Origin of the sequence: Rhodomicrobium sp. R_RK_3 (assembly GCF_002198715.1) — a bacterium.
Taxonomy (GTDB): Bacteria; Pseudomonadota; Alphaproteobacteria; order Rhizobiales; family Rhodomicrobiaceae; genus R-RK-3.
The window spans coordinates 42,908-66,153 of the sequence record NZ_MWLK01000009.1 but is presented as its reverse complement, the minus strand read 5'-3'; the positions used below and the strand labels follow the sequence as shown (position 1 = coordinate 66,153).

Annotated in this window: 25 protein-coding genes; 16 read left to right on the top strand and 9 right to left on the bottom strand. The window is 64.8% G+C overall.

Annotated elements, in window-relative coordinates; translation table 11 throughout:
* The first annotated feature begins 9 nt into the window (after positions 1–9).
* The 3 genes from BLEFHOIH_RS05285 (at position 10) to BLEFHOIH_RS05275 (ending at position 3,175) form a co-directional block, all read left to right on the top strand.
* A complete protein-coding gene (locus BLEFHOIH_RS05285; protein WP_088343477.1) occupies positions 10–1,773 on the top strand; it encodes a type II and III secretion system protein family protein in 1,764 nt (587 codons plus the stop codon).
* A gap of 23 nt (positions 1,774–1,796) precedes the next feature.
* Positions 1,797–2,249 carry a hypothetical protein gene (locus BLEFHOIH_RS05280; protein WP_125461593.1) on the top strand — a complete coding sequence of 151 codons (453 nt, stop codon included), beginning with the start codon at positions 1,797–1,799 and terminating at the stop codon, positions 2,247–2,249.
* Positions 2,250–2,521: 272 nt separating this feature from the next.
* Positions 2,522–3,175: a hypothetical protein gene (locus BLEFHOIH_RS05275; RefSeq protein ID WP_088343475.1), complete on the top strand. Its 654-nt coding sequence runs from the start codon at positions 2,522–2,524 to the stop codon at positions 3,173–3,175.
* 901 nt (positions 3,176–4,076) lie between these two features.
* On the opposite strand, the gene BLEFHOIH_RS05270 is transcribed toward BLEFHOIH_RS05275, so the two are convergent.
* The 4 genes from BLEFHOIH_RS05270 to efp all read right to left on the bottom strand — a co-directional run bounded on the left by BLEFHOIH_RS05270 (position 4,077) and on the right by efp (position 7,952).
* On the bottom strand, positions 4,077–5,105 hold the full coding sequence (locus BLEFHOIH_RS05270; RefSeq protein WP_088343474.1) for a peptidoglycan -binding protein: 1,029 nt from the start codon (positions 5,103–5,105) through the stop codon (positions 4,077–4,079).
* A 26-nt stretch (positions 5,106–5,131) separates the two neighbouring features.
* Positions 5,132–6,181 carry a MotA/TolQ/ExbB proton channel family protein gene (locus BLEFHOIH_RS05265; RefSeq protein ID WP_210191626.1) on the bottom strand — a complete coding sequence of 350 codons (1,050 nt, stop codon included), beginning with the start codon at positions 6,179–6,181 and terminating at the stop codon, positions 5,132–5,134.
* 261 nt (positions 6,182–6,442) lie between these two features.
* The gene (locus BLEFHOIH_RS05260) at positions 6,443–7,222 is read right to left on the bottom strand and encodes an inositol monophosphatase family protein (RefSeq protein WP_088343472.1); all 780 of its coding nucleotides are present in this window, start codon (positions 7,220–7,222) and stop codon (positions 6,443–6,445) included.
* Positions 7,223–7,388: 166 nt separating this feature from the next.
* Complete coding sequence (gene efp, locus BLEFHOIH_RS05255) at positions 7,389–7,952, bottom strand: elongation factor P (protein ID WP_088343471.1); 564 nt, start codon at positions 7,950–7,952, stop codon at positions 7,389–7,391.
* 324 nt (positions 7,953–8,276) lie between these two features.
* Here efp and BLEFHOIH_RS05250 point away from each other — a divergent pair, with 324 nt between their 5' ends.
* Positions 8,277–8,759 (top strand): hypothetical protein, encoded by a 483-nt coding sequence (locus tag BLEFHOIH_RS05250; protein WP_125461592.1) that lies wholly within the window; start codon positions 8,277–8,279, stop codon positions 8,757–8,759.
* A gap of 100 nt (positions 8,760–8,859) precedes the next feature.
* Here the strand turns inward: BLEFHOIH_RS05250 and BLEFHOIH_RS05245 are convergent, their stop codons facing one another.
* On the bottom strand, positions 8,860–9,576 hold the full coding sequence (locus BLEFHOIH_RS05245; protein WP_125461591.1) for a hypothetical protein: 717 nt from the start codon (positions 9,574–9,576) through the stop codon (positions 8,860–8,862).
* A 26-nt stretch (positions 9,577–9,602) separates the two neighbouring features.
* Positions 9,603–10,232: a GNAT family N-acetyltransferase gene (locus BLEFHOIH_RS26115; protein WP_125461590.1), complete on the bottom strand. Its 630-nt coding sequence runs from the start codon at positions 10,230–10,232 to the stop codon at positions 9,603–9,605.
* Between the two features lie 181 nt (positions 10,233–10,413).
* Here BLEFHOIH_RS26115 and BLEFHOIH_RS05240 point away from each other — a divergent pair, with 181 nt between their 5' ends.
* Complete coding sequence (locus BLEFHOIH_RS05240; RefSeq protein ID WP_245296872.1) at positions 10,414–11,319, top strand: Na+-dependent transporter; 906 nt, start codon at positions 10,414–10,416, stop codon at positions 11,317–11,319.
* A 147-nt stretch (positions 11,320–11,466) separates the two neighbouring features.
* Here the strand turns inward: BLEFHOIH_RS05240 and zapE are convergent, their stop codons facing one another.
* Entirely contained in the window at positions 11,467–12,582 is a 1,116-nt protein-coding gene (gene zapE, locus BLEFHOIH_RS05235) for a cell division protein ZapE (RefSeq protein WP_088343467.1), read from the bottom strand.
* A 153-nt stretch (positions 12,583–12,735) separates the two neighbouring features.
* On the opposite strand from zapE, the gene BLEFHOIH_RS05230 reads away from it, so the two are divergent.
* The 9 genes from BLEFHOIH_RS05230 (at position 12,736) to gor (ending at position 19,666) form a co-directional block, all read left to right on the top strand.
* A complete protein-coding gene (locus BLEFHOIH_RS05230; RefSeq protein ID WP_088343466.1) occupies positions 12,736–13,038 on the top strand; it encodes a hypothetical protein in 303 nt (100 codons plus the stop codon).
* Positions 13,039–13,160: 122 nt separating this feature from the next.
* Positions 13,161–13,442 carry a hypothetical protein gene (locus tag BLEFHOIH_RS05225; RefSeq protein WP_140421885.1) on the top strand — a complete coding sequence of 94 codons (282 nt, stop codon included), beginning with the start codon at positions 13,161–13,163 and terminating at the stop codon, positions 13,440–13,442.
* Positions 13,443–13,734: 292 nt separating this feature from the next.
* A complete protein-coding gene (locus BLEFHOIH_RS05220) occupies positions 13,735–14,910 on the top strand; it encodes a zinc-dependent alcohol dehydrogenase (protein ID WP_088343464.1) in 1,176 nt (391 codons plus the stop codon).
* 15 nt (positions 14,911–14,925) lie between these two features.
* A complete protein-coding gene (locus BLEFHOIH_RS05215) occupies positions 14,926–15,495 on the top strand; it encodes a hypothetical protein (RefSeq protein ID WP_088343463.1) in 570 nt (189 codons plus the stop codon).
* A gap of 93 nt (positions 15,496–15,588) precedes the next feature.
* Complete coding sequence (locus BLEFHOIH_RS05210) at positions 15,589–16,539, top strand: methylmalonyl Co-A mutase-associated GTPase MeaB (RefSeq protein ID WP_088343462.1); 951 nt, start codon at positions 15,589–15,591, stop codon at positions 16,537–16,539.
* A gap of 207 nt (positions 16,540–16,746) precedes the next feature.
* Positions 16,747–16,887: a hypothetical protein gene (locus tag BLEFHOIH_RS26580; RefSeq protein WP_170937009.1), complete on the top strand. Its 141-nt coding sequence runs from the start codon at positions 16,747–16,749 to the stop codon at positions 16,885–16,887.
* Positions 16,888–16,908: 21 nt separating this feature from the next.
* Positions 16,909–17,619, top strand: a complete 711-nt coding sequence (gene rpiA, locus BLEFHOIH_RS05200; RefSeq protein ID WP_088343496.1) for a ribose 5-phosphate isomerase A — start codon at positions 16,909–16,911, stop codon at positions 17,617–17,619.
* Between the two features lie 19 nt (positions 17,620–17,638).
* Complete coding sequence (locus BLEFHOIH_RS05195) at positions 17,639–18,190, top strand: DUF2059 domain-containing protein (protein ID WP_088343460.1); 552 nt, start codon at positions 17,639–17,641, stop codon at positions 18,188–18,190.
* A 108-nt stretch (positions 18,191–18,298) separates the two neighbouring features.
* Positions 18,299–19,666 (top strand): glutathione-disulfide reductase, encoded by a 1,368-nt coding sequence (gene gor, locus BLEFHOIH_RS05190; protein WP_088343459.1) that lies wholly within the window; start codon positions 18,299–18,301, stop codon positions 19,664–19,666.
* A 332-nt stretch (positions 19,667–19,998) separates the two neighbouring features.
* Here gor and BLEFHOIH_RS05185 read toward each other — a convergent pair whose 3' ends face one another.
* Both BLEFHOIH_RS05185 and BLEFHOIH_RS05180 read right to left on the bottom strand, forming a co-directional pair.
* Positions 19,999–20,373: a polymer-forming cytoskeletal protein gene (locus BLEFHOIH_RS05185; protein ID WP_088343458.1), complete on the bottom strand. Its 375-nt coding sequence runs from the start codon at positions 20,371–20,373 to the stop codon at positions 19,999–20,001.
* 340 nt (positions 20,374–20,713) lie between these two features.
* On the bottom strand, positions 20,714–21,019 hold the full coding sequence (locus BLEFHOIH_RS05180) for a hypothetical protein (RefSeq protein ID WP_088343457.1): 306 nt from the start codon (positions 21,017–21,019) through the stop codon (positions 20,714–20,716).
* A gap of 667 nt (positions 21,020–21,686) precedes the next feature.
* Here BLEFHOIH_RS05180 and BLEFHOIH_RS05175 point away from each other — a divergent pair.
* Both BLEFHOIH_RS05175 and rsmH read left to right on the top strand, forming a co-directional pair.
* Positions 21,687–22,175 (top strand): division/cell wall cluster transcriptional repressor MraZ, encoded by a 489-nt coding sequence (locus BLEFHOIH_RS05175; protein ID WP_088343495.1) that lies wholly within the window; start codon positions 21,687–21,689, stop codon positions 22,173–22,175.
* Complete coding sequence (gene rsmH, locus BLEFHOIH_RS05170; protein ID WP_088343456.1) at positions 22,175–23,215, top strand: 16S rRNA (cytosine(1402)-N(4))-methyltransferase RsmH; 1,041 nt, start codon at positions 22,175–22,177, stop codon at positions 23,213–23,215. The genes BLEFHOIH_RS05175 and rsmH overlap by 1 nt, the downstream gene beginning before the upstream one ends.
* Positions 23,216–23,246 lie beyond the last annotated feature (31 nt).

Below are 23,246 nucleotides of genomic sequence, written 5' to 3'. Positions count from 1 at the left end.
GGGGGAACAATGGCGGATGATAATGACGGGCGGCCCGACGAGCCGCTGATCTTACTTGAGGTGGTCGAGGAACCACGGGCCAAGCGGCCTGACGATGCCGGGGGGCTGCGTCAGGCAATGGCCGGTCTCTTGCAGGCCATCGGACAAACCGGCGCGCGCTTCGGCCTGACGCCGCGCTCGATCGCCACGGTGGCGGTCGCCCTCGTCGCCGTGATCGGACTGGCGGTGGGGCTGGCCCAGGGGCTGACGGCCTCCTTCCGCTCGGCCTGGCCGACGCGGGTGCCGGGCATCGCCGAGCAGGCGACGAACACGGTCAGCCTGTCGGGCGGCGTCGAGCGGACCATGCCGGTTGTGCCGGCCGGCTACCAGAAGGTGGCCGGCGTGCATGACATGACGGAGGTCTCCGACAGGCGCGGCAGCGGCATCGGCATCGCGCCGGACGGAGAGAGCTATCTGCCGCCGCGCGACCGGTCCTCGTCGGACTATCAGCCAGCGGGAGTGCAGATCACCATTCCGGTCAGCCAGGGCCGCTTGCTGCGCTTCGACGAAGCCGTCGAATCCGTCTTCATCGCCGATCCCGCCATTGCCGACATCCGCGTCGTCTCGCCGGATCTGGTCTATGTCTATGGCAAGAAGCTCGGCCACACCAACATGATGGCCATCTCCGGCCGGGCCAAGGAGGGCGGCGAGGCGGCCGTCCGGCTGACCGGCTCGGCGCTGTTGAAGGTGGTCGCCGATTCCGGCCCGCCCACCGACGCCAAGCAGGCGATGGCGCCGGAAGCCCCGGCCGACGTGATGATGTTCGGCACCCGCGCGGTGGTCAAGGGCCGCTTCCAGACCGTCGACCAGGCGGTCGACGTCGCCAATGTCGCCCAGATGTACTCGCGCGAGGGGCGGCCGCCGATCAACGGCGCCAGCATCGACGGCTCCAACCAGATCAACATCCGCGTTCGCTTCGCCGAAGTCTCCCGCAACGATCTGCGCTCCTTCGGCATCGACTGGGGCGTGTCGGCCAAAGCCGGCACCTTCAATTTCGGCGTGGAGAAGAAGACCGCCTCGTTCGATCTCAATCCGAACTTCACGGCGGGCGGCAAAGTCGGCAATTTCGACATCGACGTGCTGATCGAGGCGCTGCAGGCCAATGGCGCGCTCACCGTGCTCGCCGAGCCGAACCTGACGGCGGTGACCGGCGAGACGGCGAGCTTCCTCGCCGGCGGCGAAGTGCCGATCCCGGTCCCGAACGGCGACAGCGGCAACAGCATCACCGTGCAGTACAAGCCGTTCGGCGTGTCGCTCTCCTTCATGCCGACCATCGTCAAGGAAGGCCGCATCGGCCTGCGGGTCAAACCAGAGGTCAGCTCGATCTCGGCCAATACCAGCTTTGCGGTGCAGGGCTTCAATCTGCCCAGCTTCACGGTGCGGCGCGCCGAGACGGTGGTGGAAGTGGCGAGTGGCCAGACCTTCGCGCTCGCGGGCTTGTTCCAGCGCGAAGTCTCCCGCAGCGTCGACAAGCTGCCGGTGCTCGGCGACGTGCCGGTGCTCGGGCCGCTGTTCCGCTCCGAGCGCTATCAGCGCAACGAGACGGAACTGGTGATCCTGATCACCCCCTACCTCGTCAATCCCGTCAGCGACCGGGAATTGGCGACGCCGCTCGACCGGACCGATTTCTCCTCGTCCTGGCAAGCCAACATCGTCAGCCCCGATCCCACCGAAAAGGGCGCCGCGCTGACGAGCCAAGGGCCGGAAAATTCCTCCGGCTTCATTCTGAAATGATCGGCGCGGGGGGAGATATCACGATGCGCAAGCTGGTTCTGACTTTCGCCGCTCTCTCGAGCGCCGCGCTGCTGAGCGCCTGTTACGAGACGCCGCCGGAGACCTCGCTGGTGCCGCAGGACTATTCGCCGAACTACACCCATCTGCGGGTCGCCTCCGAGGACGGCCGCACGAAGAAGGTGCTGGTTCCCGAAGCCTGCCTTGCGGTGGAGAAGCAGTCCCCGGCGGATGACGGCCCGCCGCGCCTGCCGCCGGGCTGCGCCAACAATTACAATCTCCAGCGCATGGTCGAGCGCAAGCGCGACCTGACCAAGGGCCGCCCGCTCAGCCCGGCCGCCGCCGCGCCGGTCAGCCGGGCCGCGCAGAACTATATCGACGGCAAGAAGGAGCCCGCGCTCGGCGGCGACGTCCGGAGTACGGATGGCGCAACGCAGGCTCCGACCACGACCAGCGAGACGCCCGTTCAGCAGCGGTGATCTCGGCTACACGGAGGCATCCGGTCCGGCTTCGCGGGACCGGATGCCCGCCGCCGGCAACGGCTGCAATCCTGCAGGGTCCTGCCCGCAGGAGACCGGCGATGACAGCCGGTCCTGGCGCCGCCCGCGCCATCCCGATGTGCTGCGGCCGGCACAAATCGGCAGCTCTTTCAGCGGCATCAATCGTTCCTTAACCGTGACGGATTTAACTGACGGGATGGGCCGGCAAAACGGGTTGCCGTGCAATTTCCGTCAATGAGGAACGACGTACGATGGGCTTTCTCTCCAGCTTCAATAAAAGACCGTTGTGCGACCCCCGGCAGTCGATCGAAAAATTCTCCGGACTGATAGCGGCCTATCTCAACCGGCTGGAAGTGAACGGCGGCGGCCTCGAAGAACGCTCGCTGACGCTGATCGCGCGCTCTCCCTCCTCGGCGGTGGCGAAGGCCCTGTCGCTGCAGGCAAGCGGGCTCGACCGGCAGCAGGTTTCCGTCCAGATCATCTTTTCCAAGCTCGCGCCCGTCGATCTGCTGACCGAGCTGGCTTCGGCGCTCAACCTGATCGCGCCGCGCGACGACCGGCGGGAATGCGTGCGGCTGATCCGCACCCCGGCGCTGCTGAATGCGCATGAGCAATTGGTGATGGGCACGTCGATCTGCTGGACCGGCGACATGCTGCGCCGCTGCGAGGAGAACCGCAACGGCCTCGACATTCTCGAAGAGGACGCGCCCGGCTCCGTGCGGCTGGCGCAATTCGCGTTCAATGCCATCTGGGCAATCGCCAAGCCCGTCCCGACCCGCATCCTGTCCGGCGGCAACCGGCTCTATGCCGAGCACACCCCGCTCGCTCCCGCCATCGCGGCGGCCGGCTTGGCGGCGGAAATCGGCCCGATGCTCTCCTCCGGATTGCCGGCGACCCGGCATTGAGGCGAGGGCGCGTGCGGCCGTCGGTTTGCAATTGACGCGCCGCAAATCCTCAGTGTCATCCCCGCGAGGGCGGGGATCCAGTAAAGGGCAGCATCTGTAGGTCACGTTCGCCTAATTGTGAACCGCTGCGGAGTACTGGATTTCCGCTTCGCGGAAATGACAGCATAGCAGAATCGCGTCGTATGCAGCGCATGCTGGACTACAGCCGCAACAAGCGCGCATGATTACTCTGCCTCATCTCTATTGCTGCGGCGTACTGTATCCCCACCGTCGCGGGGATTGCGGCTGAGCGTATGAGAACTCACCTCGGCCTCTCCCATGGAGACCTTTGCGCATCGCGTATTGCCTCTCCTCCGTCGTCCCGGGCGGGCGTTAGGCCGGACCGGGACCCACTGGCGGGTCCGCGATTGCTGCGGCAAGAGGCGAGGCGAGCAGGCCCCGGCTCCGACGGCCGCGGCGGCGGAGATTTGATTTCCGAGTCCTGCATAGGTCGCAGTGGGGAAGGGGGCGCGTCAGCGTGCGAGGAGGTAGGAATGCCTCTCCGTGTGGCGAAGTCCTGCCCTTCCGATAAGGATTACCCCCTCACCCTAACCCTCTCCCCATGAAGACCTTTGCAAAACTTCGATTCCTTCGCCCCGGCCGTTAGAGCCGGGGCNCAATAGCGGAAATATGATTGGGTCCCGGCTCGGCCTGACGGCCGTCCGGGACGACGGGGAGAGGACCTTCGATACGCAAAGGCCTCCAAGGGGAGAGGCGATCCGGCTGCGGCATGGGGGAAAGCGGCGCTTTGGTCGCGCCTTTAGCGGGGCCGAGGCGTCGGTCATCCCGGAAAAACATCGGTCCAACGGCGCCTCGCGCGAGCCGAAGCATCCCTATCCGCCCCCCGCCGCTTGCTGCGCGCCTACCGCTCCGTCAGCTTCAGCTCGATGCGGCGGTTGCGGCGCAGGTCGGGATCGGTGCTGCCGTCGACCAGGGGCTGGTATTCGCCAAAACCCGCCGCGACCAGGCGCTTGGCCGGTACGCCCTGCGACATGAGCTGCTTGACCACCGAAATGGCGCGGGCCGAGGACAGCTCCCAGTTCGAGGCGAAGCTCGGCGTGGCGATCGGCCGGATGTCGGTGTGGCCGTCGATGCGCAGCACCCAATTGATCTCAGACGGGATCTGCTTGTCGAGCTGCAACAGCGCCACCGCCAGCTTGTCGAGCTGGGCCTTGCCGTCCGGGCCGATCTCGGCGGAGCCGCTGGCGAAAAACACTTCGGCCTGGAAGACGAAGCGGTCGCCGACGATCTGGATGTCGTCGCGGTCGCCGAGGATCTTGCGCAGCTCGCCGAAGAAATCCGAGCGGTAGCGGGAGAGCTCCTGGACGCGCTTGGCGAGCGCCACATTGAGCCGCTGGCCGAGATCGGCGATGCGGGTCTGCGATTCCCGGTCGCGCTTTTCCGAGGCGTTCAGCGCGTCCTCGAGCGCGGCGATCTGGCGGCGCAGGGCGGCGATCTGCTGGTTCAGCAATTCCACCTGCGCCATCGCTTGCGATGAAATCTTCTTCTGCTCGTCGACCTGGGCGGAAAGCGCGGTGATGCGGCCGTCCGCCGACTTGCCCTTGTCGCCCTCGCCGGCCAGCAGCGCGCGCAGGCGGCCCTGCTCGGCCTCGGCGGCGGAGAGCGAGGTCTGCATCGAGGAAAGCTGGTCGTCGGCCGATTGCTTGCGCGCCCGCTCCAGCGCGAGCAGTTCATTGAGCGAGGCAATCTGCCGGTTGAGACGGGTGAGGGCGCTGTCCTTGCCGCTGGATTCCTGGCTGGCAAAATATTGCGCGATCATGAACATCGACATCAGGAAGGTCACGACCAGCAGCAGGGTCGACAGCACGTCGACGAAGCCGGGCCAGTAATCCATATGCCCGCGCCGGCGCCCTCTTGCGGCTATCGCCATCCGTCAACCTCCCACGCGCATGCGCCTCACCGGTCGCCGCCGCCCCTTGGCGGCCGCACGGCCACATCCCGCAGAATGGTGGCCAGCTTGTTCTGCTCGCGCAGCACGTTGGCGAGCGCGTTCTGCTGATGCGCCTGCTCGTCCACCCATTCCCGCACCACCTTCTGCTCGGCCCGCATCTGCTTCACCAGCCGGTCGATGCCGCGCGACAATTCCAGCATCGCCTCGGTGCCGTTATTGCGCGCCATGCCCTGCTCGATCTTGTCGGCGAGGTCGGTCATGGTGCGCTGCATGTCGAGCAGGGCGAAGCGGAGCTGGGCCGGCTGGCCGGCATTGGTCGCCGCGTTGCTGCCCTCCGGCGACAGCTCGGTGATGTTGGACAGCCACTCTTCCAGCTCGTTGTAGAAGCGGGCCTGAGCCTGTCCGGCCTGCAAATCCAAAAAGCCGACGATCAGCGAGCCGGCAAGGCCGAACAGCGACGAGGAGAAGGCCACGCCCATGCCGGCCAGCGGCGCGGCGAGGCCGGTCTTCAGCTCCTCGAACATGGCGCCGCCTTCGCCGCCCGACGGGCTCAGCGCGGCGATGGTGCCGCCGACCGACTGCACGGTCTCCATCAGGCCCCAGAAGGTGCCGAGCAGGCCGAGGAAGACCAGCAGGCCGATCATGTAGCGCGTGGTCTCGCGCGACTCGTCGAGCCTTGCGGCGATCGAGTCGAGGATCGAGCGCATGGCGGTCGCCGAGAGCGCGGCCTGGCCCTGGCGGCGGCGCAGCAAGGTCGCCATCGGCGCCAGCATCACCGGCGAGCGGTCGAGCGCCAGGCCGGGATCGGCGATGCGGAAATTATTGACCCAGCGGATCTCCGGATAGAGCCGCAAGACCTGCTGGAAAGTGTAGATGACGCCAAAGCCGAGCGTGCCCATGATGACGCCGTTCAGCGCGGGGTTGGCCTTGAAGGCCGTCAGGATCTGGGCGTAGAGGATGACGCCCACGCAGGAGGCGAGGGCGACGAAGAGGAACATCCGCCAGACGAAGGTCTGCGGCGTGGATAAAGTCTTATAATACGGTGCCTTCGTCATACTCATAGAACGCCATTGCAGCGCAGACCCATGCCACTGCCCCTTTCAACAGCCAACACATAGCCGATTTATCCACAGCGAAAAACCGCAAGTTCGCGTGGCATGGCTTTATCACTGCCGAGTGTGATCGGTCCAACCCTTAGAGTGGTTATCCGGTCCCGAATTGCGGTGAAATCGTGGCCTCTTTAATAGGTTTTCTCAAAAATACTGCCTATTCTACAGGCAGACGCCCGGCGCCCCAGTCGTGCGCACCGGTCTGGGCTAAAGCAATTTCGCTAAAGCGCGATGCACGCTTTCATTACCTGCAAGAATACTGCCAGTCTCGAGCATGGCCTTGCCGCCCTTGAGATCGCTGGCAAATCCGCCCGCCTCGCGCAAAAGCACGAGGCCCGCCGCCATGTCCCAGGCCTGGATGCCCTGCTCCCAATAGCCGTCATAGCGGCCGGCGGCGACCCAGGCCAGGTCGAGCGCGGCGGCCCCGGTGCGCCTTATGCCCGAGACCGATGGCATGACGGCGGCGAGCTGTTTCAAGAAGATTTCATGATCGCCCTTGCCGCGATGCGGGATGCCCGTCGCGACGACGCAATCCTCCAGCCGCGAGCGCGCGGCGACGCGGATGCGGCGGTCGTTGAGGAAGGCGCCCTTGCCGCGCTCGGCGGTGAAGATGTCGCCATTGGCCGGATTGTAGATGATGCCGGCGACCAGCTCGCCCTCGCGCTGCAGGGCGATCGAGATGGCGAAATGCGGGATGCCGTGCAGGAAATTGGTGGTGCCGTCGAGCGGGTCGATGATCCAGACATGGGTCTTGTCCGGTCCCTCGACGAGGCCGCGCTCCTCCATCAGGAAGCTGTAGCCGTGCCGCGCCTTCGACAGCTCGTCATAGAGGATCTGCTCGGCGCGGTGATCGGCGGCGGTGACGAAATTGCCCGGCCCCTTCATCGAGACCTGCAACTGCTCGACCTCGCCGAAATCGCGGGCGAGCGAGCGGCCTGCCTTGCGCGCGGCGGCGAACATCATGGTCATCAGCGCGGAGGCTGCCATCGGTGAAATCCTCGAAAGGTCGGCCTAGTGCTGGACGCCGCATGCGCGGGGAGCGGGCGGTCCCGCAACGCGCTTCTTGCTGACTCGAAAACTGCCCGCTGCCACGCCGAAAGTCCAGCGCCTTGGGACTAGACTATCGGGTAATAGCGGGGCCGCGCGGAAGTTCCTACTCGGCCCGCCGGATATAGGTCATTTCGGTCGTGTCGATGATGACCTTCTCGCCCGCCGTGATGAAGGGCGGCACCATCACGCGCACGCCGTTCTCCAGCATCGCCGGCTTGTAGGAGGCGGACGCCGTCTGCCCCTTCACCACCGGATCGGCCTCGGTCACCTCGAGCGTCACCTGATCGGGGAGCGAGACGCCGAGCGGCTTGCCCTCGTAGCTCTCGACGGTGACGGTCATGCCCGGCTGCAGGAAGGCGGCGCGGTCGCCGACGAAATCGGTCGGGATTTCGAGCTGCTCGTAGCTGTTATTGTCCATGAACACCAGCATGTCGTCCTGCGTGTAGAGGAACTGGTAATCATCCTGCTCCAGCCGGACCCGCTCGACCGTCTCGGAGGCGCGGAAGCGTTCGTTCAGCTTGGTGCCATGGACGAGGTTCTTCAGCTCGACCTGCGCATAGGCCGGGCCCTTGCCGGGTTTCACCGCCTGGGTTTTCACCGCCAGCCAGAGCGAGCCCTGGTGCTCGATCACATTGCCGGGACGGATTTCATTGCCGTTGATCTTCATCGTGGTCCGCTTTGGGAGAGATTTGCGCGCGTGGCCACCATTGGGGAGTTTTGGGCGGCGATGTCAAGGGGCGGCGGGCTCTTGCGTAGGTTGAGCGGGCCTGGCGGGGCGGCGGATCTGCGGGGTCTCATCCACAGGGCGGCCAAGCCTTTGGATAAGGCGGCGAAACCGGGCCCGGACGGAAGCGAATCGAGTTGTAATCGGGCTGGGCGACCCGGCGCGCAGGATCGTTAATAATTTGCTGACGCCTAAATCATTTGGTATTCTTAAAGTTGAATGGGGCCGGCTCGCGCAATAGCGTGAGTAAGAGCTGGAGGAGTTGAATTGGACAAGCTCGCCATTTGGGTATTTGCGGGGCTTCTCGCCTATATTTGCGTTATGTTGACGTCAATTAACGGCAAAATCGACATTATTCATGCGTCCGGGACGCAGATTGCCGTGTTGAGCGACGTGAAAAACCAGACCTATACTGTCAATGATGGGCGGATGCCGGTTTACCGCGAACGCGCGAACTCGTCGCTGAGCCCGCTGAATGCAGGACTTTTTCTTGCCGGTGTCATCGCCATGCTGGTGAGCTGGCATATGTCCCGCATCTACCATACCCACATCTGGACCAAGACCATCCTGAAGAAGACTTTCGGCCAATACCGCCCGGCCTATCAGGTGCCGGCCCGGGCCGAGCCGCTGCACCCCGACCAGGACTGCGTCGGAGAGCCAGCCACCCCCGACGGCCGCATCAAGGACGCCTGGCTGCCGCCGAGCGTGAGGCGGCTGGATGTCGTGGCACGGGACCGGCGCGCGGGGTGAGTGCGACGTAGGGGGCGTGTCGAGAACAAGGTCTCGGCTAATGGAACAGTTTAGCGCTGCGCCGAGACCTTACTGCAGACGTCAGGCTTCCCGGCGTGCGCTAGGCGGATTGGGGGATCCGAAGCCTGTCGAAGAGCGATGATTTCGCCGGCGCCTTTAGGCCATTTTCCCGGCGCACCAGATCATCGATAGTTCGGCGGCAGTCATCTTCCGGGTCATAAGCCCAGCTTTGTTTGTTCCAGCTTTCATCAAGTACGAATTTTTGAAAGGCTGCGCAAAATTTGTATTCCGGATAAGGTTTTTTCCCTGTCGTTTTTGCCTCCTCCTGGCGGAAGAACTCCTTACGGATTTCAGCTAGGAACCATCCCCGATGGATCCTATTCTCGGCAGCAATGACCGGACACCACGTTTGCTTCAGCTCTGGATTCGTGGCGCAGCGGTCGTGAATCGTTTCAAGAAAATTCCAAAGCATATAGGCGTAGGCGTCATATTGCGTCTGCTGCGTATCTTGCGTGCCGGCCGCCCCGCTGTACGGTGCGTACTCGTATCGGAGCGCTTCGCTGTCGCTTGCTATGCGCCTTGGGGTACGTAAGAATGGAGCGTGTATCGCAAGCGTGAGAATATCAGCATAAAAGCGGTCAAGTTCTGAATAGTGTTCGTATTTAACTTGTTCGCTACGTTGCCGCAATGCATTCCGTACAGAGATTGCGGATATTAATATGGTAACGATTGTAAATACGTCGCCTATCGAAAATTCTAAATTGACTTGTCGTGAGATTGAAAAACCAAATAATAAAAAATCGCTGGTCTCGGACATGCCTCCCTCACAGCAACCATAAAAATTTAAACCAAAATAACAGGATCTCCTTGCGTCCGCAACATAGTTGCGATGCGATCGTCATTCGGTTCGCAGCAATAAACCTTAGTGTATATCGTATCTAGCCATCGCCTGAGATCAGGCTTTTTTATCGGCGTAACTCGTCCATTCAAATGGACCAGCAGGTCCATTTCCGGCACTTTGCCGTTGCCCGGCAGCGGTAAGATGTAGTGAAGACCGCCGATTTGATGGCAGCCTTGCCGCCTGTAGAATCCCTTCCGCCTCATTCTCATTAGCCGATCAGGACTATTCTCCCGTTCGGAGTCCACTTCGACCAACATGGGACAACCGGGAACTGATGCTAGGCTCGCCTTGAAGGTTGCTGCGCCGAGACCGCGATTCCGATAGTTCTGATGGGTAGCCATGTATTCAAGAAGCGATATTTCGCCTTCATCCGACGCGAAGACTATTGAAAAGGCAAACACATCGCTTTCGTCTTCAAGCAACAGAACGATGTAGTCATCCCGTTCTATAAGGTCAGTGATTTCACTGCGATTTTTCCGTTCCCTGGTGGGTAAGGACGACTCATATATGTCGTAGAACTGATCAAACCGGCGGCCTGATCTCGTCTTCAAAATGGAGATTGTATATTTCATAAGCCGCACTGTTTTTCAGTCGGTCCGAACGTCTTCCGCTAGAATAGTATGTCGCGTTGGCAGCGTATACCCATCTGAGGTACCCCTGTCGTCACGACCTCCCACAGATTCAGATAGCCCCGCAGCATCAATGCCTTGTTCCAACCCACTCGCCTGGCTCGGCCGTCAACGTGCGCGCGGCATGGCGGGGATCGTGCTGCTCGGCATCGCGCTGCCGCCGGTCGGGGTGGCGCTGAGGCCGTTTGCGGGCGAGGCGATCTTCCTGCTGCTGGTGCTCGCCTTCCTGCGGGCGGATCTTAGCGCGCTCAAGCGCAACCTCACCCGGCCCGGCCTCGTGCTGGCGGCGACGGGCTGGTCGATGTTCGCGGTGCCCGCGCTCGCCTCGGCGGCGCTGCTGGGGCTCGGCGTCGAGACACGCGCGCCGGAATTGTTCGCCGCGTTGATGCTGCAGGCGCTCGCCTCGCCGGTGATGTCGGCGCCGGCCTTCGCCGCGCTGATGGGGCTCGACGCGACGCTGACGCTCGCCGTGCTGATCCTGTCGAGTGCGCTGGTGCCATTCACCGCGCCAGGCTTTGCCGCCGCGCTCGGGCTCGGCGTGCAGCTCTCGCCGCTGGCGCTCGGGGCCAAGCTCGGGCTGATCCTGGCGGGCTCGGCCTTCGTCGCCTTGCTGCTCCGGCGCTGGGTCAGCCCCCGGCAGATCGAGCGCCGCCGCGATGAGATCGACGGGCTCAACATCGCGATCCTCTACATCTTCGTCGCGGCGCTGACGTCGAATTTCGCCGAGCAGACCATCGCCGCGCCGCTCCGGGTCGCCGGCCTGACGGCGCTGGCTTTCGGCATCTATTTCGTGCTGGTGGCGCTGACGGTGCTGCTCTTCCGCCGGGCCGGGACGGAGCGGGCCTTCGCCATCGCCGTCGCCAGCTCGCAGCGCAATATGGGCTTGATGCTCGCCGCGACCGGCGGCGCGCTGCCGGAGCTGGTCTGGCTGTATTTCGCGGTGGCGCAATTCCCGATTTACCTCGCGCCGCTGATGCTCGGGCCGGTGCTGCGGCGGCTGGTTCCTGCTGGGGCCGGCGCGCGGGCTTAGCCCCCTTTTGTCAGTCCCGCGAAGGCGGCAACCCAGTTCGCCGCAGCGGTTGCGGCGAGGCAGAGCCCAACGGCTAAGTTTGCCCTTTGCTGGATCCCCACCTTCGCGGGGATGACAAATTTCGAGTGGTTGGGCCGAGACTTCCGCCTAAAACCGCATCCCCGCCTCGCTGCCGCGCTTCCTACCGTGCCGGGCCTTCAGATAGCCCTCCGATCGCATTTCCATCAGCCGCGAGGCGGTGCGCTGGAACAGCTCGGCGCCGTCGCCGGCGGGATAGAGCGCGTCGGGCTCGGCGGCGGCGGAGAGGATCAGCACGCAGCCCTGATCGTAGAGCGTGTCGATCAGCGTGTTGAAGCGGCGGGCTTCGTTGCGGCGCTCCGGCGTCAGCAGCGGCACGTTTTCCAGGATCAGCGTGTGGAAATGCCGGGCGAGCGCCAGATAGTCGTTGGCGCCGAGCGGCTTGCCGCAGAGATCGTCGAAGGTGAAGCGGGCGACGCCCATCGCCGCTTCCGGCACCGGCACGTCGCGGCCTTTTACGGCCACGCTCGCCGGCTCGCCGTGCTCCCGGCCTGTCAGCATCTTCCAGGCCTTGCGGATTTCGCCATCCGCCTGCCGCCCGAGCGGCGAAAAATAGAGCGGCGTGCCGGTCAGGCGGCCGAGGCGGTAATCCTGGGCGGAGGCGAGCTCCAGAACCTCCATCTTCGCCTCGATGAGCTCGATGAACGGCACGAATAGTGCACGGTTCAGCCCGCCCTTGTACAGCTCCGAAGGCGGCAGATTCGACGTCGCCACGATCACGGTGCCGCGCTCGAACAGCACCGAGAACAGCCGGCCGAGGATCATGGCGTCGGCGATGTCGGTGACGTGCAATTCGTCGAAGCACAATAGCGGGGCTTCGCGCGCGATGGTCTCGGCGACCTGCGGCACCGGATCGCCCGGATGGCTCTTGCGCGCCTCGGCGATCAGATCGTGGACTTCGGCCATGAATTCGTGGAAATGCAGCCGCCGCTTTTTCGCGAAGGGCACGGTCCCGAAGAACAGGTCCATCAGCATGGTCTTGCCGCGCCCGACCCGGCCAAAAATATAGAGCCCGCGCGGCGCGGCGCTCTTGCGGAAGAAGGAGAATTTTCCCGGCGGCGAATAGCGGGCGAGCCGGGCCGCCAGCGCCTCGAGCTTTTCGACGGCCTCGGCCTGGGCCGGATCGGCGTCGATTTCCCCGGAGCGGACCATGCCGGAGTAGCGCTCCAGCAGGGGGCTGGCCATTTCTGAATCCTTGAACGGACGAGGCGACGGGGCGGCACCCCGCGAAGGCAGCTACAATAGGCACGCCCCCGGCGCAACTGGAGAAAAGTTCATTGCCCGGCCGCGCCGCATGCATTACTCAGGCGCCGGGTGCTTGTTGTGGGGAGTAAGCCTATGAAGCGGATTGCGGTTTTTTGCGTCGCCGGCCTGTGCATGACGGCGTGGGCGAGCGCGGCGGGCGCGACGTGCATGCCCGTCAGCAGCGACATCGTCAGCCTCGGCGAACAGGCGGCGCGCTTCTATGCCCAGCGCAGCCTCGACAACGGCGTCGAGGAGCAGAAGAAGGCGCTGGAGGCGAGCGGCCGCGAGGTCGGCAAGATCGACAAGCGCGCGCTGGACTGCAAGCATTTCCCCAATCTCCTCGGCGCCGATGAATGGCGCTGCGTCGGCGCGGCGAAGGTTTGTACGAAGATCTAACGCGTCCCTACGAAGCTCACGTCTCGCATCATCCTTAACGCAACCTTTTGCGCGCATTATGATTTCGCCGCCGCGTCTTGCGTCCGGCGGATCGTAATCGATGAGTCATAAGGGGAAAGATGATGCGTGCAGCTTATGTGACGGCCGCGATCTGCGCGGCGGCGCTGGCATTCGGCGCGGCCGGCGGCGCGGAGGCCAAATCGGCCTGCGTGAAGAAGGCCGGCGAGGGCTGGGGCATGTCCAAGGGCATGGCCCAGTTCCAGTCCTTCGAGATCATCCAGCAGGTGACCGGAAACTGGCCGGTGCAGACCGATCTCATCTCCAAGCCGTCCTATAGCTGCAAGGGCAGCGGCGGCGGCTGGACCTGCATCGCCCGCGCCACCGTCTGCAAGAAGGGCGCGTAAGCCGATCGCGTCCGGCCGGTCCGGCTGATTGCCAATGGTCCGCCGAGGGTGAGCCCTCGGCGCGCCCTCGCTCACGACGCATGCGCACGCATAGAGCTCTGCTTCCCCAACTCTCCCACTCCACCCGCCTGCCCAAATCGCGGCGCGGCGACGCCAACCCACATGCTGCGGAACAATCAACCTCAGGTTGCCGTTCTCCGACTGCTCCATCGCCGGCGTCCGTAAGCTGCCATTCGCGCTCGGGCGCCGGTCGCGGTCCTCAGACCGAGATGGTTCCAAGGGAGAACGACACATGCGAGCGCTCGTATGGCACGGCAAGGAAGACATCCGCTACGACACCGTCACCGACCCCGAAATCGAGGAGCCGCGTGACGCCATCGTCAAGGTCACGAGCTGCGCCATCTGCGGCTCGGATCTCCACCTGTTCCACAATTTCATCCCGGCCATGCTGCCCGGCGACATCATGGGCCACGAGATGATGGGCGAGGTCGTCGAGGTCGGGCACGGGGTCAATGGCAAGCTAAAGAAGGGCGACAGGATCGTCGTCCCGTTCACCATCATCTGCGGCGAATGCGATCAGTGCAAAAGCGGCAATTTCTCCCTGTGCGAGCGCTCCAACCGCAAGAAGGAACTCGGCGACACGGCCTATGGCCACGCGGCGGCCGGGCTGTTCGGCTACACGCATCTGACCGGCGGCTATCCTGGCGGGCAGGCCGAATATGTGCGCGTCCCCTTCGCCGATGCGACCCATATCAAGGTCCCCGAAGGCATTCCGGACGAACAGCTTCTCTTCCTCGGCGATATTTTCCCGACCGGCTGGCAGGCCGCCATGAATTGCGACATCCAGCCCACCGACACCGTGGCGGTCTGGGGCTGTGGTCCCGTCGGTCAAATGGCCATCCGCAGCGCGATTCTCCTGGGCGCAAAGCAAGTGGTTGCGATCGATTGCCTGTCCGAGCGGCTCGGCATGGCGGAGGCCGGCGGCGCCATCCCGCTGAATTTCGAGGAGGAGAGCGTCATCGACCGGCTCAACGAGCTGACGGACGGCAAGGGGCCGGAGAAATGCATCGACGCTGTCGGGCTGGAATCGCACATCACCATGTATCAGCCGGATACGGTGCTCGACCGGGCCAAGCAGATGTTCATGCTGGAAAACGACCGTCCGCATGCGCTCCGCGAGATGATCTATGTGTGCCGTCCGGGCGGCACGATCTCGATCGCCGGCGTCTATAGCGGCCTGTCCGACAACATCCCGCTCGGCCAGTTGATGAACAAGGCGGTGACCATCCGCACCGGCCAGACCCATGTCAACCGTTGGACGGACGATCTGCTCCGCCGCATCGAAGAGGGCCAGATCGATCCGTCCTTCGTCATCACCCACACGGTGGCGCTCGCCGACGGGCCTGAGATGTACAAGACATTCGCCGATAAGCAGGACAGTTGCATCAAGGTCGTGATGAGGCCGTAACCAGGTGGGTTTATTATGAGTATCTTTTCGAAGATCAAGCGCTCCAAAGGCGATCCCAAGATCCTGCGAAGCGGGCCAAGCTCGCTGAGCTCGGGTGACCGCTTGGCGAAACGGCTCGGCTGGCTCGGCATCGGCCTCGGCGTCGCGCAATTGGTCGCGGCCGGGAGCATCACCCGTGCGCTCGGGATGGAGGGCCGGGAGGGGCTTGTGCGCGCCTATGGCGCCCGCGAACTGGCGACCGGCATGCTTTCGCTCTCGACGGAAAAGAGCCTCGGGCTGTGGGGCCGCGTCGCGGGCGATGGATTGGACATCGCCACCCTTGCGGGCGAGCTGGACCGCTACAACCCGAAGCGCGCCAATGTCGCGGGGGCGCTGGCCCTGGTGCTCGGCGTGTCGGTGCTCGACCTCGTCGCGGCTCTGGCCACGACTGCGCGTCATCGCAGAAGCCAGGGCAAGCAGGTGTCGTACCGGGATCGGAGCGGGTTCCCGCATGGGGTCAAGGCCGCGAGAGATGCCGGCAATCGTGCTCCGGCCGCGCGCAGCCGGCCGGAACCGTCCCGGCCGGTCGCCTTCCCCGCGGGATAGGGCATTACTCGGCGCCTGCGCGCCGCCGGTGCTTCTCCAGCGCCTTCGGCGTTTTCGCTTGCCCGCGCGCGGCAAATCGCAATCATTTACGGCATGAGCCATACGGATCACGGCCGGACGACAGGCGGCGGATTGGCGGCATTGCGCGCTGGCGGCAAGCGCGCGCTGGCCGAAGCGCTGGCGCTGATCGAGCGCGCCGGCGGCGAGGCCGAGGTCGCCGCGCTGATCGATGAGGCGTTCCTTGCCCCGCGCGCCCATGTCATCGGCTTCACCGGGCCGCCCGGCGTCGGCAAATCGACGCTGATCGACGCGCTGGTGCGGAGCTGGCGCGCCTCTGGCGTCACCGTCGGCGTCATCGCCGTCGACCCTTCCTCCCAGATCACCCGCGGCGCCCTGCTCGGCGACCGCATTCGCATGCGCACCGATCCCGAGGATCAAGGCGTCTTCGTGCGCTCGCTCGCCTCGCGCGGCCGGCTCGGCGGCTTGAGCGAGCTCGCCTTTCCGGCAGTCGTGCTGATGCGGGCGATCTATGACCGGGTGGTGGTCGAGACGGTCGGCGTCGGCCAGTCCGAGGCGGAGATCTCGGCCGTCGCCGACAGCGTCGTGCTCTGCGTGCAGCCCGGCTCGGGCGACTCGCTGCAATTCATGAAGGCCGGCATCATGGAGATCCCCGACATCGCCGTGGTCACGAAATCCGATATGGGCCCGCCGGCCCGCCGGGCGCTGGCGGACCTGAAGGGCGCGCTCGGTCTGGCGAGCGGCGGCGGCGAGGTTGCCGCGCTGATGCTGTCCGTGCCGAAGGGGGAGGGGCTCGCCGAACTGGCCGCCGCGCTGGATGCGCGTTTCGCGGCGGGCGGCGAGGCGGATTGGACGACCCGCCGCCATGCGCAGGCGGAGAGCTGGCTGCGGACGTCGCTGCTGCACCGGTTCGGGGAAGAGGGCGTGGCCGCCGCCGGTGCCGCGGCGCGGCTTGCTCCGGGCGCGGCGCCCTTCGGCCTGCGGCAGGCTTTGGCGGACAGGCTGCGGGTGATCTATCAAGGCTGATCGGCGGCGCGGCGCCCCTGGGCGAGGTTTTCTGAATGCATAAAGCGCTTCCGCGCGCGTCCGGCACAAATCTTTCCAACGCCGAAAACTTAGTGGATACATAATGGCTGGCATGGGGTGCTCGCGCCGCGTCTATCGCGGCTGGCGCGGGTGCTCCCCATCATCAGCAAGGACCGCCATCCGGGCGGACAGCCAAGGGAGTTGGCCATGGACCAGAAGGTTGCAACGCTCATCCACGAACCCTGCCGCGTCGGCGGCGCCTGGACCGGCCAATCCAAGGAAAAGCTTGATTTCGGCGTCATCGGCATCAATGAAGGCCGCAGGCTCCCCGGCGGCCTCGATCGCTGATGGGGGAAGAGGATGCTGAAGATGAACACCGATATCTTTAAGGCCATCGCGGCCGAACGCGCGCTCGAACTCGTCACCTCGGGCATGAAGCTGGGGCTCGGCACCGGCTCGACGGCGGGCAAGCTGGTCGAGCTGCTGGCCAAGAAGGTCAAGGCCGGGCAGCTCTCCGACATCGTCTGCGTGCCGACGTCGGAGGAGACCCGCATCCAGGCCGAGCGCGCCGGGCTGAAGCTGACCACGCTCGACGACTATCCCGAGCTCGACCTCACCATCGACGGTGCCGATGAGATCGACGACTCGCTCCGGCTGATCAAAGGTGGCGGCGGCGCGCTGCTGCGCGAGAAAATCGTGGCTATGGCCTCGGATCGCATGGTTGTGATCGCCGACCACACCAAGCGTGTGGCAAAGCTGGGCGCATTCCCGCTGCCGGTCGAGATCGTGCGTTTCGGGGCGAAGGCAACGCTGAAAATGATGCAGGACGCCGCCTTCGACGCCGGCTGCGACGGCAAGATCACGCTGCGTTTGTTCAAGACGGGTGAATTATTCGTCACCGACAGCGGCAACTACATCGCCGATTGCGCGTTCGGAGAGATCGGTGATCCCGAATCGCTCGGCGATGTGCTGGAGATGATCCCCGGCGTGGTCGAGCACGGGCTGTTCATCGGCATCGCCGACCGGGCCATCATCGCCGGGCCGGGCGGCGTGCAAGTCCTGGACGCAACGGACGGCTGATCGGAAAGGGCCTCCCAGCATGAAGATTTCCAAAGCGTTTCGCACCGCCGCCGCCGGCATCGGCCTGCTCGCGGCGGCCGCATTGCCGGCCATCGCCCAGACGGCGGCACCGGCCGAGGCGCCGCAGCAGACGCCGCTGCCAAAAGCCGATCCGGCCAAGCTGAAGGCCGCCATGGACCTGCTCACCGCCACCAATGCGGATGCGCAATTCGCCGGCATCATCCCGGACATCTTCCGGCAATTGCGCGCCGAATTGCCGGCAAGCGCCGCTGCGGCGGATCAGAAGCAGAATGTCGATCAGGTCTTCGCCGAGACCGAGAAGCAGTTCGCGGCGCGGCGCTCCGAACTGCTCGAACAGATCGCCAGCCTCTACGCCAGCAAATTCAGCATCGAGGAGATGAAGGGCCTGGCCGATTTCTACCGGACCCCGCTCGGCCAGAAATTCGTCGCCACGACGCCTAGCCTTGCCTCCGAAGCGCTCCGCATCGGCGATGCCTGGGAGGACAAGGTCGGCAGCGAGGCGGAGGCCAGGATCCGCGACGAATTGCAGAAGCGCGGCGTCAGCTTGTAAATTCCGCGCGCGCAGACTAATTGCTGGCGACGGCGATCGCTTTGGCGGCGGTCGCCGTTTCGCTGTGAGCGCCGCGCTGGTTCCCGGAACCCGGGAAGGATGACCCCCATGCAGTTCGACTATGACCTCTTCGTGATCGGCGGCGGCTCGGGCGGCGTGCGCGCGGCGCGAATGGCGGCCGGAACCGGCGCGCGCGTCGGCATCGCCGAGGAGAGCAAGTTCGGCGGCACCTGCGTCATCCGGGGCTGCGTGCCGAAGAAGCTGCTGGTCTATGCCAGCCACTATGCCCGCGATTTCGAGGATGCCAAGGGCTATGGCTGGACCGTCCCGCCCGCCAGCTTCGACTGGCCGACGCTGCGCGACCGCGTGCAGACCGAGGTGGCGCGGCTGAGCCTGATCTATGAGGGCGTGCTGCAGAATGCTGGGGCCGAGCGCATCCACAGCCGCGCCGTGCTCGACGATGCCCACACCATCCGCCTGCTCGCCGATGGCCGCACCGTGACCGCGAAGACCATCCTGATCGCCACCGGCTCCTGGCCCTTCATCCCGCATATTCACGGCCGCGAGCACATCCTGTCCTCCAACGAGGCCTTCACGCTGGAGAAGCTGCCGCGCAGCATCGCCATTGTCGGCGGCGGCTATATCGGGTTGGAATTCGCCAATATCTTCCACGGGCTCGGCGTCGAGGTGACGGTGATCTATCGCGGCGCGCACATCCTGCGCGGCTTCGACGAGGACATTCGCGTCGGCCTGACCGAGGCGATGCAGGCCGACGGCATCCGCATGCTGCCCAACAAATATCTCGCCCGCATCGACCAGGACGGCGCCGACAAGCTGATCGTGTTCGAGGATGGCGGCGAGCTGCGCGCCGAGGCCGTCATGTACGCCACGGGCCGGATGCCGCTGACCTCGGGCATGGGGCTGATGGAGGCGGGCGTGAAGCTTGGGCTCGAAGGCGAGGTGCTGGTTGACAACTACTCCCGCTCATCGCTCGAGCACATCTATGCCATCGGCGACGTCACCGACCGCGTGACACTGACGCCCGTCGCCATCGATGAGGCGATGAAATTCGTCGACACCGTGCTTCGCGGCAAGCCGACGCCGGTCGACCACACGTTCATCCCGACGGCGGTGTTCTCGCTGCCGGAAATCGGCACGGTCGGCATGAGCGAGGCGCAAGCGCGGGCGCAATTCCCCGAGATCGACATCTACAAGGCGCGCTTCCGGCCGATGAAATATGTGATGGCCGAGCGCCAGGAGCGCACGCTGATGAAGCTGGTGGTCGATGCCCGCACCGACATGGTCCTGGGCTGCCACATCATGGGCCCGGACGCCGCCGAGATGGCCCAGCTCCTCGCCATCCCCTTGCGCCTCGGCGTCAGGAAAGCCGATTTCGACGCCACCATGGCGCTGCACCCGACGGCAGGCGAGGAGCTTGTCACCATGCGCGAGAAATGGCTGCCGCCGGCGGTCTGATAAGGCCATCCGAGGCGGCCAATGCGGCATGGCGAGGCCGTCCGCCAGAGCATTAACCGGACACGAAAAATGGCGCGCACCCCCGCGATCCGCAGCCGGACTCCCTCTCCCTTGGGAGAGGGCGGGGGTGAGGGGTTCGTGAGTCGGCCGTGAGGCACCAACCCCTCACCCGGCGTGCTTGCGCACGCCACCCTCTCCCCTTGGAGAGGGTCGGGCTGCGGCGAGGGGCGTCGCTTTGAACCGCCAAAATGATCGCTCATCCCACCCCAAAACGGCAGCATCCGCCCGAAGCGGATGCCTCGGGCGGATGCTGGCAGAATTCGAAAAGCGGCTTAGAGCCCGACGGACATCTCGCCGTTGGCGCTCGAGCGCATGCCGGGCTGATAGGTGGCGAAATCCTCGGTCCAGCGCAGGCTGCCGTCGTAGCGGGTGCCCATCTCGATGCCGATGCCCTGGTGGTAGATGTCGCCTTCGACGCGGGCGGTGGCATGCAGCATGACGCGCTTGCCGCGAATGGTGCCGACGACCTTGCCGAGCACGATGACCTCATTGTTCGCGATGATGCCGCCGTCGATGTCGCCGGACTCGCTGACGACCAGGGAGGCACAGTGAATGTCACCGCGAATCTTCCCATCCAGCTTCACGTTCCCCTTTGAGGTCACGTTGCCGATGATGGTCAGGTCTGTGCTGATTATCGTTTCCCCCATGGTACTCACACCCTGCAAACGGTTCAAACGAAGGTCGATGACGCGGGAAGCGGCGGCTCCGAGACCGCGGCGCCCGATGGCGTCCTTAGCGGTGCTTGTAAACTATTTTGCCGCCCTGTCCACCGCAAGAACTTTCCCGTTGATTCCGGGAGATCCCGAATAGCGCTCACTGTTGTGCCGCTACAACGCCGGGCGGGAGCAAGGGGCATCTGGGGGGCGCCGGGGCGTGCGGCGCGCGGCGCCGGCCATGCGAACGGGAACGAGGATGGGCACCCCGCGCGCTCATCCTCGTTCCCGGACAGTCACCAGCCGGCAACCGCCCGCCAGCTAACACGCGCGATCAGCGCCAGTTCCGGTCGCCGTCATTGCGGTAGGGCTGGCAGGTGTCGCGGACGCGGTTGTCGTCGCCGACGAAGCGGCAGGCGCGCTCCTTGACGGACGGATTGTAGCGAATGGCTTGGGCGCTCACCTGCATGCCATATTCGCGTGCGACGATGGCAAGATGGCCGTCGGCGCAGAAGGGCGTCGAGATCCGGTTGCCGTTCTTCTGGACCTGGAAATTGCCTTCGCACTCTATGGCGGCCGCAGGCGTGGCGGCGAAAGCGGCCAAGGCGAGGATCGAGGCTGGAACGAGTAGGCTGCGCATCTTCAGTCTCCGTTTTGATCGAGAACGGCCCCAGATCCGCCGGGCATCCGAGGCAATTGGGGTTAATTCGGGGCTGTCACAATTATTAACACCCGGCCCGTGTTTCCCGCGCATCGCGAATGCAACACAAATCTGTGACCGGGACATGGTCGGCCCGCCGCTTTTCCGGGCGTCGGCCTTCACCGCTGAGGACGCGGCAGCGCGGGCGGCGGTTCGATTTTTGTGGCGGGTGGCTGCCGATTCCTTCGCGCCTGGTTAGCAACCCGTAAATCGCCCCAGTCTTTCCCAGCAAATCCCACCCCAGCGCCGCCGCGCGAGGGTCTTTACAACCCCGTTTCGCCCGAAATCCGAGCTTTTCCACAGGCGGCATCGAGCCGCCAGGGCCAATTCGGCCAGTAAATCCCAAGTGCAGCCCGGCTTTACCCGCCCCGTTCCGTTGACTCCCATATAATCCCATGCTATCCCATTAATACCCGTTCGGAAGGGTGTGATTCGGGAGGAGGCCAACAGAAGCGAGTTCCTTCGAAGGCCAAATAGGGGGCACCCGCGCGCGCCTCCTCCCGGTCCGGTCTTGCCGAGGGCAATTTGCCGATTTGGAAATTTTTCGAGAAACGCCGCGCTGCCCGCGGCCCTCGTTTTGCGTCAGCACCGGGAGCGCCTGAGGGGGATGGATGAATTTGCCTCCAGGTTCGACAACAAGATCGACGCCAAGGGCCGGGTCTCGATCCCTGCATCCTTTCGGGCGGTGCTCGCCAAGGAAGGTGCTGAGGACATTTTTTGTTACCCGCATCTCGACCGGCCGGCGCTCGAGGCTGGCGGCAGCCGTCTGGTCGGAAAGATTAAGGGGATTTTGGAAGGCTTTGCCATCGACAGCGCCGAGCGCGACGAGATTGCAACCGCCTATTTCGGTGAAAGCGAAAAGATCAAAGTCGATCCCGATGGGAGAGCGGTACTCCCCAAAAGACTGCGGGATCATGCGGGCATTACGGATACCGCCGTCTTCGTCGGTTTGGGAGACAAGTTCCAGATCTGGGAGCCGGCAGCTTACGAAGAATTCCGGACCGAGGCGCGAGAACGCGCCCGGGCCCACCGGAGAGACCTCGGCGCGGGGAGCCGTTCTCTAGAGGACGGTCGTAAAGAGGGAGTACGGGAGTGATGACGGGTCGCGGTCAGGGAGAGGCCCCCGAAACCGCTGGCGGACCGGCTCGTCACACTCCCGTACTCTTAGCCGAGGTTCTGGATGCGCTGTCGCCGATCGGCGGCGAGCGCTATATCGATTGCACCTTCGGCGCCGGCGGTTACACGCGCGCCATTCTCGGCGCCGCCGACAGCCAGCTTCTGGCGCTCGACCGCGATCCGCTCGCGGCCACAATCGCCGCCGATCTCAAGACCGAATTTCCCAATCGCTTCCGGTTCGAGCCGTCGACCTTCGGCGCGCTGGGCGATGTCGCCGAGAGCGCCGGTTTCGTGCCCGCCGACGCGGTGATCTTCGATCTCGGCGTCTCCTCGATGCAAATCGACGAGCCCGAGCGCGGCTTCTCCTTCATGCGCGACGGCCCGCTCGACATGCGCATGTCGGACGAGGGCCTCAGCGCCGCCGACGTCGTCAACCGCTTCGATGAGGCCGACATCGCCGAGATCCTGTTCCGGCTCGGCGAGGAGCGCCGCTCGCGCGCCATCGCCCGCGCCATCGTCAAACAGCGCGAGCAGGCGCCGATCACCCGCACGCTGGAGCTGGCCGAGCTCATCCAGAGCGTGCTCGGCCGCCGCCATGACGACCCGAAGCACCCCGCGACGCGCAGCTTTCAGGCGCTGCGCCTGTTCGTCAATGACGAGCTCGGCGAGCTGGTCGAGGGCCTTGCCGCCGCCGAGCGCATTCTGGCGCCTGGCGGGCGGCTGATCGTCGTCACCTTCCACTCGCTGGAAGACCGAATCGTGAAGAATTTCCTCACCGAACGTTCGGGCGCCAAGGGCCGGCCCTCGCGCCACCTGCCCGACGCCGGTGAGGATCGCAGTCCCAGCTTCAGCGTTGCCCGGCGTAAGCCCGTCGACCCGTCCGCAGCCGAAATTGCCGCCAATCCACGCGCGCGCTCGGCAAGGCTCAGGGCTGCGGTCAGGACCGATGCGCCCGCCTGGCCGCTGAAGCCGGACGAAATCGGCCTGCCGCAGCTCAAAGGGGCGTCAACCAAGCATTAAGCTTACCGGAAATTTACCAATATTTGCTAAG

Bases quoted from the DNA above. Each gene is read 5' to 3' on its own strand.
- BLEFHOIH_RS05285 (WP_088343477.1), top strand. From the start codon at position 10: ATGGCGGATGATAATGACGGGCGGCCCGACGAGCCGCTGATCTTACTT.
- BLEFHOIH_RS05280 (WP_125461593.1), top strand. From the start codon at position 1,797: ATGCGCAAGCTGGTTCTGACTTTCGCCGCTCTCTCGAGCGCCGCGCTG.
- BLEFHOIH_RS05275 (WP_088343475.1), top strand. From the start codon at position 2,522: ATGGGCTTTCTCTCCAGCTTCAATAAAAGACCGTTGTGCGACCCCCGG.
- BLEFHOIH_RS05270 (WP_088343474.1), bottom strand. From the start codon at position 5,105: ATGGCGATAGCCGCAAGAGGGCGCCGGCGCGGGCATATGGATTACTGG.
- BLEFHOIH_RS05265 (WP_210191626.1), bottom strand. From the start codon at position 6,181: ATGACGAAGGCACCGTATTATAAGACTTTATCCACGCCGCAGACCTTC.
- BLEFHOIH_RS05260 (WP_088343472.1), bottom strand. From the start codon at position 7,222: ATGGCAGCCTCCGCGCTGATGACCATGATGTTCGCCGCCGCGCGCAAG.
- efp (WP_088343471.1), bottom strand. From the start codon at position 7,952: ATGAAGATCAACGGCAATGAAATCCGTCCCGGCAATGTGATCGAGCAC.
- BLEFHOIH_RS05245 (WP_125461591.1), bottom strand. From the start codon at position 9,576: ATGTCCGAGACCAGCGATTTTTTATTATTTGGTTTTTCAATCTCACGA.
- BLEFHOIH_RS26115 (WP_125461590.1), bottom strand. From the start codon at position 10,232: ATGAAATATACAATCTCCATTTTGAAGACGAGATCAGGCCGCCGGTTT.
- BLEFHOIH_RS05240 (WP_245296872.1), top strand. From the start codon at position 10,414: ATGGCGGGGATCGTGCTGCTCGGCATCGCGCTGCCGCCGGTCGGGGTG.
- zapE (WP_088343467.1), bottom strand. From the start codon at position 12,582: ATGGCCAGCCCCCTGCTGGAGCGCTACTCCGGCATGGTCCGCTCCGGG.
- BLEFHOIH_RS05230 (WP_088343466.1), top strand. From the start codon at position 12,736: ATGAAGCGGATTGCGGTTTTTTGCGTCGCCGGCCTGTGCATGACGGCG.
- BLEFHOIH_RS05225 (WP_140421885.1), top strand. From the start codon at position 13,161: ATGCGTGCAGCTTATGTGACGGCCGCGATCTGCGCGGCGGCGCTGGCA.
- BLEFHOIH_RS05220 (WP_088343464.1), top strand. From the start codon at position 13,735: ATGCGAGCGCTCGTATGGCACGGCAAGGAAGACATCCGCTACGACACC.
- BLEFHOIH_RS05215 (WP_088343463.1), top strand. From the start codon at position 14,926: ATGAGTATCTTTTCGAAGATCAAGCGCTCCAAAGGCGATCCCAAGATC.
- BLEFHOIH_RS05210 (WP_088343462.1), top strand. From the start codon at position 15,589: ATGAGCCATACGGATCACGGCCGGACGACAGGCGGCGGATTGGCGGCA.
- BLEFHOIH_RS26580 (WP_170937009.1), top strand. From the start codon at position 16,747: ATGGACCAGAAGGTTGCAACGCTCATCCACGAACCCTGCCGCGTCGGC.
- rpiA (WP_088343496.1), top strand. From the start codon at position 16,909: ATGAACACCGATATCTTTAAGGCCATCGCGGCCGAACGCGCGCTCGAA.
- BLEFHOIH_RS05195 (WP_088343460.1), top strand. From the start codon at position 17,639: ATGAAGATTTCCAAAGCGTTTCGCACCGCCGCCGCCGGCATCGGCCTG.
- gor (WP_088343459.1), top strand. From the start codon at position 18,299: ATGCAGTTCGACTATGACCTCTTCGTGATCGGCGGCGGCTCGGGCGGC.
- BLEFHOIH_RS05185 (WP_088343458.1), bottom strand. From the start codon at position 20,373: ATGGGGGAAACGATAATCAGCACAGACCTGACCATCATCGGCAACGTG.
- BLEFHOIH_RS05180 (WP_088343457.1), bottom strand. From the start codon at position 21,019: ATGCGCAGCCTACTCGTTCCAGCCTCGATCCTCGCCTTGGCCGCTTTC.
- BLEFHOIH_RS05175 (WP_088343495.1), top strand. From the start codon at position 21,687: ATGGATGAATTTGCCTCCAGGTTCGACAACAAGATCGACGCCAAGGGC.
- rsmH (WP_088343456.1), top strand. From the start codon at position 22,175: ATGACGGGTCGCGGTCAGGGAGAGGCCCCCGAAACCGCTGGCGGACCG.